The organism is Rugamonas brunnea (assembly GCF_014042345.1).
Classification (GTDB): Bacteria; Pseudomonadota; Gammaproteobacteria; order Burkholderiales; family Burkholderiaceae_D; genus Rugamonas; species Rugamonas brunnea.
On record NZ_JACEZT010000007.1, the window covers coordinates 176,580 to 188,937 of the forward strand.

General features: G+C 67.8%; 6 protein-coding genes. 3 read left to right on the forward strand and 3 right to left on the reverse strand.

Features of this window, described 5'->3' with window-relative positions; genetic code table 11:
* The first annotated feature begins 166 nt into the window (after positions 1–166).
* Positions 167–1,771, forward strand: coding sequence for a mucoidy inhibitor MuiA family protein (locus tag H3H37_RS12655; RefSeq protein WP_182162938.1), 1,605 nt, complete (start codon positions 167–169; stop codon positions 1,769–1,771).
* 117 nt (positions 1,772–1,888) lie between these two features.
* Here H3H37_RS12655 and H3H37_RS12660 read toward each other — a convergent pair whose 3' ends face one another.
* Positions 1,889–2,791 (reverse strand): tetratricopeptide repeat protein, encoded by a 903-nt coding sequence (locus H3H37_RS12660; protein ID WP_182162940.1) that lies wholly within the window; start codon positions 2,789–2,791, stop codon positions 1,889–1,891.
* A gap of 199 nt (positions 2,792–2,990) precedes the next feature.
* Between H3H37_RS12660 and H3H37_RS12665 the strand changes: the two genes are divergently transcribed.
* Positions 2,991–5,321: a putative bifunctional diguanylate cyclase/phosphodiesterase gene (locus H3H37_RS12665; RefSeq protein WP_229218803.1), complete on the forward strand. Its 2,331-nt coding sequence runs from the start codon at positions 2,991–2,993 to the stop codon at positions 5,319–5,321.
* Positions 5,322–5,416: 95 nt separating this feature from the next.
* On the opposite strand, the gene H3H37_RS12670 is transcribed toward H3H37_RS12665, so the two are convergent.
* A complete protein-coding gene (locus tag H3H37_RS12670; RefSeq protein ID WP_182162942.1) occupies positions 5,417–6,670 on the reverse strand; it encodes a D-amino acid dehydrogenase in 1,254 nt (417 codons plus the stop codon).
* A 134-nt stretch (positions 6,671–6,804) separates the two neighbouring features.
* Positions 6,805–7,650 carry a substrate-binding periplasmic protein gene (locus H3H37_RS12675; RefSeq protein ID WP_182162944.1) on the reverse strand — a complete coding sequence of 282 codons (846 nt, stop codon included), beginning with the start codon at positions 7,648–7,650 and terminating at the stop codon, positions 6,805–6,807.
* A 375-nt stretch (positions 7,651–8,025) separates the two neighbouring features.
* Between H3H37_RS12675 and H3H37_RS12680 the strand changes: the two genes are divergently transcribed.
* Positions 8,026–12,348 carry a beta strand repeat-containing protein gene (locus tag H3H37_RS12680; protein WP_182162946.1) on the forward strand — a complete coding sequence of 1,441 codons (4,323 nt, stop codon included), beginning with the start codon at positions 8,026–8,028 and terminating at the stop codon, positions 12,346–12,348.
* Positions 12,349–12,358: the final 10 nt, after the last annotated feature.

A 12,358-nucleotide genomic window follows, 5' to 3' on the forward strand; every position in this document is an offset into this window, starting at 1 on the left:
TATTTTGCCTGACTTCGCGGGACTCTGCGGTCCACCGACCAAAAATGATGGGCGCCGCCTCCCTCGAAAGAGTAGGCGGCGATTCCTTTCGAAATGCGTAATGGCAAAATTGACATTTTTATCAAAGCGCAGCAGTATTGCCGGATCTTCACAACCAGCAAGCGCCATGACTCCCACCCGTATCGCCATCCTGTTGACACTCGCTTCCACCGCGCACGGCCTGGCCTGCGCCGAGGACGCGCCCATCACCAGCGTCACCCTGTACCCGGGCAGCGCCATGGTGGAGCGCAGCGGCGCCGTCCAGCCGGGCATGACGCATCTCGACATCAGCGGCCTGCCGGCCGGCTTCGACCTGCGCACCTTGCGGGTGCAAGCGTCGGCCGGCATCCAGGTGGGCCAGGTCGTCACGCGCGACGTGGGCAAGGAGGAGGCGGCCAACGCGCGCCAGGCCGAGCTGGAGGCGCGCATCCAGGCGCTGCAGGACAGCAAGGACGTGCTCAACGTGGACGCGAAATCGGCCGCGCTGGTGCAGAACTACCTGGAGCACCTGAACGGCGCGGGCCCGGCCGACCGGGCGCCGGTGGCCGCCGATGGCAAGGCCATGGGCGCCATGCTCGACACGATCCGCCGCGGCGCCCACGATGCCTTCAGCCAGATCCAGCGCACCCAGGTGCAAATGCGCGAGATCGACCGCAAGATCGCCGTGTTGCAGGGGGAGCTGGACAAGGTGCGCGGCGGTGGCCGCGAGCAGCGTAGCATCAGCGTGCAACTGGCCGTGCGGCAGGCGGGCACGGTGCGCGTGTCCTATCAGGTCAATGGCGCCGGATGGAAGCCGGTGTACCGCGCCAGCCTCGACGCGGGCGCGTCGCGCGTGGAGCTGGAGCGGCTGGCCGCCGTGTCGCAGAAGACGGGCGAGGACTGGAATGGTGTGGCGCTGAAGCTGTCCACCGGCCAGCCGCGCCGTTCGCCGGACGCGCCCGACCCGCAACCGCGCCTGCTGACCTATTACAAGCCGGTCGCCGAGAGCAAGGTGGCCGCCTATGGCTACGCGCCGATGCCGGCGCCCGCCCCGGCTCCGGCGCCCATGGTGGCGATGGCCGCGCGCGCTCCGGCGGGCGAGCCTTACATTCCGCCCGTGATCGAGGAGCAGGGTGCGTTCGACACGGAATTCAGCGTGCCCAACCGCGTCACCCTGCCGGCGGACGGGCGGGAAGTGACGGTGGCGTTATCGAGCCAGCCGGTGCCCGTCACGCAGCGCATCCGCGTGGTGCCGCGCCAGGACAAGTCGGCCGTGGTGACGGCCGAGGCGGCGCGGCCGGCCGGCGTGTGGCTGGCGGGGAATGTGCAGTTGTTCCGCGATGGCGGCTATGTCGGGGCGACGCATTGGAACCCGCAGGCGTCGGAGCGGCTGGTGCTGCCATTCGGGCGCGACGAGTTGATCCGGGTGGCCGTGGACCGGGCCAGCCAGCAATCGGGGACGGGCGGCTTGTTGGCGCAGCACGGCGAGCGCGAGGTGACGGACGTGTACACCATCACCAGTTTCCATACGGCGCCGGTGCGGGTGCTGGTGCTGGAAGCGTCGCCGGTCAGCACGTCCGACGAGATCAAGGTGCGCGCCACGTTCGGGCCGCAGCCCACCATCACGCAATGGGAACAGCGCCAGGGCGTGGTCGGCTGGGATCAGCCACTGGCGCCGCATGAAACGCTGAAGATCAGCGCCGGGTATGCGATCAGCTATCCGAAGGAGGGCACCGTTACTGGCCTGCCGTAAGTGAGGGCAAGCGATGCGCTCCATGGGTACCCGCTTTCTCGGGTACGACGTGCACAGGTGGCCGTGGAGCGCTGATCGAGGCGGCGGGCGGCGCGCGGACGGCGCCGCCGGGAGGGATTACCAGTCGTCGCTGCCGCCACCGCCGCTGTTGTCATCCCACGAGCCGCTGTCGCTCACGCCGAAGTCGGTGCCGCCCATGTCGTCGCCGGCCAGGTTGTTACGCTGGGTGGGATCGTCATAGATGATGTCGTTGCGGGTGTCGCTGTGGCCGCGCTCGCGGCTGCCGTTGTCGCCCTCGGTGAAGTGGCGCATCAGCGCTTCGCCGGCCACCACGCCGGCGCCCACGGCAGCACCCGTGGCCAGGCCGCCCATGATGCGCGAACCCATGCCCGGCGCCTGGGGCTGGCCCATGCCTTGCTGGCCCCAGCCCTGCGGCTGGCCGTAACCGGGGTTGTAGCCGGGGTTGTAACCCTGCGGCGCGCCCGGAGCGTAGGGCGCCATGCCGGCCGGGCCCTGCATGCCGGCCTGGCGGCGCGCCATGAAGCGGCTGGCCAGCACGATGAAGCCGACCAGGCCGGCGCCCAGGATCAGCAGCATGCCCCAGGGCAGGCCGCTATTGGCCGGACGCGGCGCCGGCTGCTGCTGGCCGTAGTTGGGGTGGGTGATGGGGGCGGCGGCCGCACGCGGCGTCGGCTGGGCCAGCAACTGGCGCAGCTTGTCCACCGCGCCCGGTTTGGCGAACGGCAGGCCGGGCGCCAGTTGCTCGGCCTTGCTCAATTCGGCCTGGGCCTGGCTCATCTTGCCTTGCTTGGCCAGCAGTTCCGCTTCGACAAAGTGGGCCTTGCCGCTGTTGGGGTGGTCGCGCAGCACCTGGTCCATCATTGCCTGCGCTTCCGTGAATTTGCCCGCTTCGGCGGCCAGATACACTTCGTGCATGGTGGGATCGGCCGCGAACACCGGGGCGCTCAACGCTAGCGCGGACGCGATCAGGGTGGTGCGGACGAGTTTTAGTGCAGTCATGGTTAAAGCCTCCGTGAGAGATGGGCCCCAGATAGGGGCGGCGGCGGATTTTACAAGAGACGTCAACACGCGTGACTTTTTCTCTACATTAACATTTACACACGGCAATATTTAGCCGGATTTGATGTGGATCAAGTTTTTTTCCGATTAGAGTCAATACACTGGTCGGCATCCCGAGTTTACCCCCATAGCCGTAATCATGACCACACCTCCGCTGCCATCGGACTTGTCCACGATGGCAGATGCCTCGCCCGGCCATGGCGCCTTGCCGCGCCGCACGATCTTGGCCGAAACACCTTGCGATCCCGATTTCAGCCCGCGCTCCCATAATTGCGACTGGCTCAGTTCGGGAGGCGTGCTGCCGGGCGCCGGCGCGCCCGATGCGCCCGATGCGCCCGATGCGCCGACCCGCCGTCCCGACTTTTGCTGGGCCGTACTGGATGCCCTTGACGACTGCATGGCTGTGCTTGATGGCAACGGCACTGTGCTGGCCGTCAACGCTGCCTGGCGCCGTGGCGCGGCGGCCGCCACCGGCTGTGGCACGCTGGCCCGCGTCACCGTGGGCAGCGATTTTCCGAGTCTGTGCCGCGCCGCCGCCGGCCTGGGTGACGTGGTCGACGCCGTCGATACCGGCGGCGGCGACGATAATGCGGCGCTGGCCGTGCACGATGGCATCCTGGCGGTGCTGGCGGGCCGGCGCGGCAGCTACCGCGTGGAATACTGCGGCGACCATCCGCGTCCCGATAGCTGGTGGCGCCTGCGCGTCACGCCGCTGGGGCAGGGCTGGCCCGGCGCCATCGTCACGCTGGCCGATATCACGGCCGGCCGCCGCAACGAGGAAGCGCTGCGCGTGGCCGCCGTCGCGTTCGAAACCACGGAAGGCATGCTGGTGACGGACGCCAATGGCGTGATCCTGCGCGTCAACAAGGCCTTCACGGCCATCACCGGCTACGACTCGCATGAGGTGGCGGGCAAGACCCCGGCCGTGCTCAGTTCGGGCCGCCACGGCCCCGATTTCTACAAGACCATGTGGCAAAGCCTGCGCGTGCGCGGCCGCTGGGACGGCGAGATCTGGAACCGCCGCAAGAACGGCGAGGTGTATCCGGAGCGGCTGACCGTGACGGCCGTGCGCAACGCCGACCAGCTGGCCACGCATTACGTGGCTTCGCTCAGCGACATCACGCTCAGCAAGGCCGCCACCGACGAGATCAAGAACCTGGCGTTCTACGACCCGCTCACGCGCCTGCCCAACCGCCGCCTGCTGCTTGAGCGGCTCAAGCAGGCCTTGCATGTGCTGGCGCGCAGCCACAGCATCAACGCCTTGATGTTCATCGACCTCGATAACTTCAAGACCCTCAACGACACCCTGGGCCACAACGTGGGCGACCTGCTGCTGCAGCAGGTGGCCGAGCGGCTGCAAGCATGCCTGCGCGAGTGCGATACGGTGGCGCGCCTGGGCGGTGACGAATTCGTGGTGCTGATCGAGGGCCTGGACATCGACCCCATGGGCGCGGCCACCAAGACCGAGATGGTGGCGCACAAGATCCTGGCCAGCCTGAACCAGCCCTACCAGCTGGCCCACCACAACTGCCGCAGCACGCCCAGCATCGGCATCACGCTGTTCGCCGACCACCGCCAGCAACCGGATGAAGTGCTGGTGCAGGCCGACATCGCCATGTACCAGGCCAAGAAGGCGGGCCGCAACGGCATGCGCTTCTTCGACCAGCAGATGCAGGACAACATCACGGCCCGCGCCCAGCTGGAGGAGCAGATGTGCCTGGCGCTGGAGCAGGACCAGTTCCGCCTGTACTACCAGGTGCAGGTGGACCAGCATGGCTGCGCGCTGGGCGCCGAAGCCCTGATCCGCTGGGAGCGGCCCGATGGCGGCTTCGTATCGCCGGCCCAGTTCATCCCGCTGGCCGAGGAGACGGGGTTGATCCTGCCGATCGGCGACTGGGTGCTGGAGCAGGCTTGCGCCCAGTTGCACGCATGGCAGCGGGATGCGCGCACGCGCGCGCTGGTGCTGGCCATCAATGTGAGCGCGCGCCAGTTCCGCCAGCACCAGTTCGTCGACCATGTGCGCAACGCGCTGCAGCGCTACCATTTGCCGCCGGGCGTGCTCAAGCTGGAACTGACGGAGAGCATCCTGGTCGACAACATCGAGGAAACCATCGCCACCATGAAGGAGCTCAAGGCGCTGGGCATCAAGTTCTCGCTTGATGATTTCGGCACCGGCTATTCGTCGCTGCAATACCTGAAGCGGCTGCCGCTGGACCAGCTCAAGATCGACCAGTCGTTCGTGCGCGACCTGGCCACCGATGGCAGCGACCAGGCCATCGTCAGCACCATCATCGGCATGGCGACCAGCCTGCACCTGGATGTGATCGCGGAAGGGGTGGAGACGGAGCTGCAACGCCAGCGGCTGGAAGCGGCCGGCTGCCGCCACTACCAGGGGTATTTATATGGCCGGCCCTTGCCGCTGGCCGACTTCGAGCAACTGGTGACGCGCTGCGGTGTGCCACCGGCCTGACGGCGCGGCACATCGGAATGCCATGGTGGCGCGTCCCCGAGCGTCAGGTGGGGAAAACGGGAACGTAGACGGGACGTACGCCAGATGCAAATGGCTTACGTCCCGTATTGTTGGCTGTCCAGGCGGGGTGCGCCCAGCGCCTGGCCGATCACGCCGGCCACCATGTCGGCCGTGGCGGCCGACAGCGTCCAGCCCAGGTGGCCGTGGCCCGTGTTGTAGAACACGCACGGCGATTTGCCCCGGCCCACGCGCGGCATCAGGTCCGGCATCATGGGCCGCAGGCCGGCCCATGGCGTCATGTCGCGCGTGCTCACGCCGGGGAAGCATTGCCGCACCCATTCCACCAGCGGCGCGATGCGGTCGGCGCGGATGTCGCGGTTGTAGCCATTGAATTCGGCCGTGCCGGCCACCCGCAGCCGCTGCTGGCCCAGCCGCGAGGACACCAGCTTGGTGGCGTCGTCGAGCAGGCTGACGGTGGGGGCGGCGGCCTGGCTGGCCGCGTCGTCCAGCCGCAGCGTGATCGAATAGCCTTTGACCGGATACACGTTGACCCGGTCGCCGACCATGGCCGCCAGCGCGCGGCTGGCGGTGCCGGCGCAGATCACCAGGCCGTCGTAATCGCTGGTGCGGCCTTCGCCGTCCTGCTGCACGGTGACCAGGGCGGTGGCGCCGTCGGTCGCCACGGCGCGCACGTCCTGCTCGTAGCGGAATTCCACGCCCAGCTTGGCCGCTGCCCGCGCCAGCCCGGTGGTGAACAGGTGGATGTCGCCCGTGCTGTCGCTCTCGGTGAAGTAGCCGCCGTAGTAGTTGCCGGCCAGCGTGGGCTCGATGGCGCGCATCTCCTGTGGCGTGACGGCGCGCCGATCCAGCCCGCCGCGCGCCAGCAGGCCCGACACGCCGGAAGCGTGCTCGAAGCTGGCGCGGTCGCGGTAGATGTGCAGGATGCCTTCACGCCGGTGGTCGAACGCGATGCCTTCCTCCTCGGCCCAGGCGAACAGGTGGCCGCGCGCGGCGATGGCCAGTTGCGCCAGGGCGATGGTGTTGCGCTCGTAGCGCGGCATGGCGGCCATGAACTGGGCGAACCACGACAGCTTGTGCCAGCTCGGCCGGGGATGGAGCAGCAGCGGCGCGTCGGCGCGCAGCATCCATTTCAAGGCCTTGGCGAGGGTGCTCCAGTGGTTCCAGACCTCGGCGTGGCAGGCCGACAGCTGGCCGCCGTTGGCGTACGAGGTTTCCATGGCCGCATAGCGGTGGCGTTCGAACACGGTGACCTGGTAGCCGCGCCGTGCCAGCGCGTAGGCCGTGGTGACGCCGGTGATGCCGCCGCCGATAACTGCGATAGTCGTCATGATGTGTGAGGTTGGCGCATGCATCGTGGCCGGGCCGGGCCGGGCCGGCGCAGCAGCCGCGGCAGGTGCGATGCCTGTGGTGCGCGCATACTGTACCCGAAGCCGGGCCCCGGCTCAATGGCTTTCTGGCGCCGCTAGCCCGGCCCGTGCAGAAAACGCTCGACCGTGTTGCGGATTTCGCCATCCTGCTTCATGTCGCGGATGATGGCGTTGAACTGGCGGATGAAGTCCTGCTTGTACGGGAAACGGCCGTCGTCGCGCATGGTGTAGCCGAGGTGGCCCTGTTCGGCGCTCAGGGCCGCCGTCTCCTCCACGTCCAGCGCGCCCGCTTCGATCAGTTTTTCGTGCCGCAGCTTGCCCAGTTCCCACACGATGGACAGGCGGTCGTTCAGGTAGCAGTCGATGCGGCCCTTGAGCAGCTTGAGCAGGTTCAGGCGGCTGTTGCGCGCCGGCAGGGCGCTCAGCAGGCCGGCCCGCACGGCCTCGTCGAACGCCTTGCCGCCGCTGAGGAAGCCGGCGTTGTAGCCGATGCGCAGGCCGTGGTAGTCGGCCGGCCAGTGCTTCAGGGCGCGTCCGGCGATCGCGGGCCGGTTGCAATAGACCACCAGTTGCTCGGCCATGATGGGTTCCGAGTAGGCCATGTAGGGCCGCTCGGCCGCGCGCAGGTAGGGCGGGTAGAGGGCGAAGCTCTCGCCCGTCTCCAGCTTGACCAGGCCGCGCTTCCACGGCACTGGTTGCAGCTCGACCTGGTAGTCGGGCATCTTCCGGAGCGCAGCGCGGATGATGGCCGTGTAGATCCCCTTCATTTCGCCGTTTTCCAGGTAGGAGTAGGGCGGATAGTCGTCGTCGCCGTAGATGGTGACGGCGATCGGCGGCGCCGTGCCGCCAGCCGGCGTGAGCGGGGCAGCGGCGAGCGCGCCGCCGGCCGCCAGCAGGCAAGCGGCCACGGCGCGGGACAGGGGAACGGCCGGGGAGTTCATCGCGTCATTAAGCGACGATGCTGCGGCGTTGTCAATCGGGCGCGGGCGGGGCTGCGGCCCCGTGTGGTCCCGCCAGATGGTTCACAATTGCAAGTAAGTTCCTGTTGTAAATGAGTTTTTCTTGATGGATATATTTGTGGCGATTTGGCCCGGCTCTGTGGTATCGTCATGCACGTGCCGTGACTTGTTGTACTAAATGTTGCGGTACCTCAACGAGAGTCCGTACCCACTGTCGCAATCCCGCAGTGCCCGTATCGACCGGATCGCCATCTCTCCCTCAACCTCGCGTGAGTTTGGACCTGTGTCAACAATGCCCCGTCGCAGACGGATGGCATGGCTGCCCCTTTTTCAACTCAAATCACGCAGAGGCCAGAATTGACTACTTCCACTGTTTCCGTCTCGTTCGCCAATGGTTTTGTCGGCGATTACTCCAAGAACAACGAAGCGATCAATTCGCAGTACATGTCGGCGCTGGGCTGGTCCAAGCTGCAGTTCGCCCAGACCACCGATAACGGCCAGTTCGGCGGCACCCAGGGCAACGACTACAGCGGCCAGATCATCGTTACCGATGCGCTGGGCGTGGTGCACACGATCGATGGGGTGATCAACTGGCGCGCGCCCAGCGGCGCCGTCAGCACGATGGTGTTCTACGCCACCGGCAGCGGCCAGACGCTGGCCACCGCCGGCGGCGGCACTTACACCATCGACCCGTTCACGGAGCAAAATGGCGACCCCCACACCTTCCTGGGCCTGACCTTCAACGGCGCCACGCTCTCCATCAGCGGCGGCGACGTGACCGGCAACGCGGCCACCAGCGGTTTGCTGTCGACACTGAACACCTACCTGGCCGCGCAGCCGCAACTGAGCATCGGCGACGCCAGCGTCAACGAAAGCGATGGCGGGGTGGACGTCACCGTCACGCTGAGCAAGGCCAGCGCCGACACGGTGACCGTCAACTATGCCACCGCCGACGGCACGGCCACCACGGCCGGCAACGACTACACGGCCACCTCGGGTACGCTGACGTTCGCGCCCGGCCAGACCTCGAAGGTGATCCATATCGCCATCGGCGCCGACGCCACGCCCGAGGCCAGCGAGACGTTCAATGTGACGCTGTCGGCTAGTTCCTTCGCCGCCATCACGGACAATACCGGTGTGGTCACCATCAACGCCGACAGCGCGCCGGCCGCCGTTACGGTCAGCACCGTGCTGGCCGAGGACGCGGCCCACACGGGCGCCAGCCCGGTCGACAGCAGTGTGGTGGAAGGGGCCAGCCTGCTCTACACGGTGGCCCTGAGCGGCACCACCAGCGGCGCCACCGAATACGCGCTGGCGATCGGCGGCACGGCGTCGTCGTCCGACTACGGCAGCTTCACCTTCAGCGACGGCGTGGCGTGGAAAAATGGCGATCCGCACACCGGCATCATCGTCGTGCCCGGCAGTGTGAGCGGCTTCACCGTCTCCGTACCCACCGTGGACGATACGGCCGTCAACAGCGCTCGCAGTCTGACCCTGACCGTGGGCAGCGTGGCCGCCACCGGCACCATCACCGACAACGACAGCGTGAGCGTGAGCAGCGTGCTGGCCGAAGACGCGGCCCACACGGGCGCCAGCCCGGTCGACAGCAGCGTGGTGGAAGGGGCCAGCCTGCTGTACACGGTGGCCCTGAGCGGCACCACCAGCGGCAGCACCGAATACACGCTGGCCATCGGCGGCACAGCCACCTCGGCCGACTATGGCAGCTTCACCTTCAGCGATGGCGTGGCGTGGAAGAACGGCGACGCGTCCACCGGCATCATCGTGGTGCCGGGCAGCGTGAGCGGCTTCACCGTCTCCGTGTCCACGGTGGACGATACGGCCGTGAACAGCGCCAAAAGCCTGACACTGACCGTGGGCAGCGTGGCCGCCACCGGCACCATCACCGACAACGACAGCGTGAGCGTCAGCAGCGTGATGGCCGAAGACGCGGCCCACACGGGCGCCAGCCCGGTCGACAGCAGCGTGGTGGAAGGCGCCAGCCTGCTGTACACGGTGGCCCTGAGCGGCACCACCAGCGGCAGCACCGAATACACGCTGGACATCGGCGGCACGGCGTCCTCGTCGGACTACGGCAGTTTCACCTTCAGCGACGGCGTGGCGTGGAAGAATGGCGACGCGTCCACCGGCATCATCGTGGTGCCGGGCAGCGTGAGCGGTTTCACTGTCTCCGTGCCTACCGTGGACGACACGGCCGTGAACAACGCCAGGAGCCTGACCCTGACCGTGGGCAGCGTGGCCGCCACCGGCACCATCACCGACAATGACAGCGTGAGCGTCAGCAGCGTGACGGCCGAAGACGCGGCCCACACCGGCGCCAGCCCGGTCGACAGCAGCGTGGTGGAAGGCGCCAGCCTGCTTTACACCGTGGCGCTGAGCGGCGCCACCAGCGGCGCCACAGAATACACACTGGCCATCAGCGGCACCGCGTCTTCGTCCGATTACGGCAGCTTCACCTTCAGCGACGGCGTGGCGTGGAAGAATGGCGACGCATCCACCGGCATCATCGTGGTGCCGTCCAGCGTGAGCGGCTTCACCATCACCGTGGCCACCACCGACGACGCGCTGGTGGAGAGCGCCGAAAGCCTGGCGCTGACCGTGGGCGGCGTGGTCGCCACCGGCACCATCACCGACAACGACAGCCAGAGCGTGACCAGCGTGACGGCGGAGAACGCGGCCCACCTGGGCGCCAGCCCGATCGACAGCAGCGTGGTGGAAGGGGGAAGCCTGCGCTACACGGTGGCGCTCAACAGCACCAGCCCGTCCAGCACCGAGCACACGCTGGCCATCAGCGGCACGGCTTCGGCGGCCGATTACACCAGCATCACCTTCAGCGACGGCGTGGCCTGGAAGAATGGCGACGCGTCCACCGGCATCATCGTGGTGCCGTCCGGCGTCAGCGGTTTCGCCATCACCGTGGCCACCCGCGACGACACGCTGGTCGAGCACACGGAGAGCCTGACGCTGACGGTGGGTGGCGTGGCCGCCACCGGCTCCATCCTGGACAACGACGTGGCGCCGCAGGCACCGTCCACGCAACAGGACATGAGCGTCAAGCTGGGCCCCGTCACCGATGGCGGGACCGGCCCGCTGGCCCCGTCGGAGCTGACCATTTACGGCGGCGGGCAACTGGTGGAAGGGGGCACGGTGCGCCTGGTGACGAGCACGGGCGAAGTGGTGGAGACGAGCGCGGTGACGGCGGAGCAGGCCCACGCCGGCCAAGTGCACCTGCCCGGCGTGGTGCTGGACGACGGCGTCTACACCTTCACGGCCCAGATTCTTGACAGTACCGGCAAGGTGAAGGCGCAGGCGCCCGTCACCATGACGGTGGTGACCGACGTCGACGGCGTGTTGCCATCGGTGGAACTGGCCGCCAACGGCGGTGACTTCAACCACGATGGCATACCCGACTGGCAGCAGAACAACGTGGGCCAGTTGCCGCTGGCATCGGTCGAAGCGTTCCAGCAGGGTAAGCTGGCCCCGGCGTCCAGTTTCGGCGCCATCATGGCTGGCCAGGTGGACCCGGCCCATCCTGGCGCGCCGGTGCAACTGGCGTCCGGCGCCCAGTTGCTCAACCTGTCGGTGAGCGCGCCGACGGCGCCGTTGCCCGACCATGTGACGGCCGCCACGCCGCTGCTGCATTTCTCCGTCACCCAGCAGAGCGGCGGCCAGCCGCTGGCCGACATCGCGCCCGACCTGGCAGGGCTGCAAGTGCGGGTGGTGATCGACCTGCCGCCGGGCGGCGTGCAGGCCAACGATTTCATCAAGTGGGACAGCAAGACCGGCACCTGGTACAGCTTCCTGGACGACCAGAACCTGGCCACGGCCGACAATGGCGCCACGTTGCTGGACCTGAACGGCGACGGCAAGGTGGACCGCATCGTCGTCACGCTGACCGACGGCGGCCCCGGCGACGAGGACGGCATCGTCAACGGCACCATCGTCGACCCTGGCATGCTGGTGCAGCGCGCCGCGCCGGCGCCCGTGGTGCCCGTGGCGCCGCCGGCACCGGCCGCCACGCCGGTGCTGAGCGTGTTGCTGGCCAATGGTGACCGTTACTACACGACCGACGCGGCCGAGGCGGCCCGCATGGCGCAGGGCACCGGCAACGTGTTCGAAGGCGCGCGGTTTGATTCGCTGGCCAGCGACGCCGGCGGCCACCACCTGAACGCCGCGTTCCAACCCTACACCCAGGATTGGTATTTCGCCGCGCCAGGGCAAGCCATGCCTTATTCATGTTATAACGTGGTGGCTGGCGCGGCCGGTTTCGGCGCGGCGGCCGCGGGAACGACTGGCAAGGTCGACGTGCACCTGTACCAGAACGGACAAGGCTTGACGCAGCTGCTCAGCAGCGCCGATGCCGGCGCACTGGGCCTGGCCGCCAAGGGGTATGTGGACCGTGGCGCCATGTTCAGCACCACGCAGGACAGCGCGTTCGTGTTCGATCCGGAAGGCTATCTGCTGGCTAACCAGGGCAACGCCGGTGTGCAGGCGCTGGTGCGGCAGCTGGCGGCGACTTACAGCTCCGTGTCCGACGTCCGTTTCGTGGACGCGGTCGAGCAGAACTATCTGAGCCAGGTGCAGCTGGTCGGCGTGCAGCACGGCGGGGCGGCCGGCGCGGCGGAATTGAACGCGGCGTTCGGCACGCACTTTGGCAACTGACGGCCAGCGG

Excerpts from the sequence above, each read along its gene's own strand:
- H3H37_RS12655 (WP_182162938.1), top strand. The coding sequence starts at position 167 with ATGACTCCCACCCGTATCGCCATCCTGTTGACACTCGCTTCCACCGCG.
- H3H37_RS12660 (WP_182162940.1), bottom strand. The coding sequence starts at position 2,791 with ATGACTGCACTAAAACTCGTCCGCACCACCCTGATCGCGTCCGCGCTA.
- H3H37_RS12665 (WP_229218803.1), top strand. The coding sequence starts at position 2,991 with ATGACCACACCTCCGCTGCCATCGGACTTGTCCACGATGGCAGATGCC.
- H3H37_RS12670 (WP_182162942.1), bottom strand. The coding sequence starts at position 6,670 with ATGACGACTATCGCAGTTATCGGCGGCGGCATCACCGGCGTCACCACG.
- H3H37_RS12675 (WP_182162944.1), bottom strand. The coding sequence starts at position 7,650 with ATGAACTCCCCGGCCGTTCCCCTGTCCCGCGCCGTGGCCGCTTGCCTG.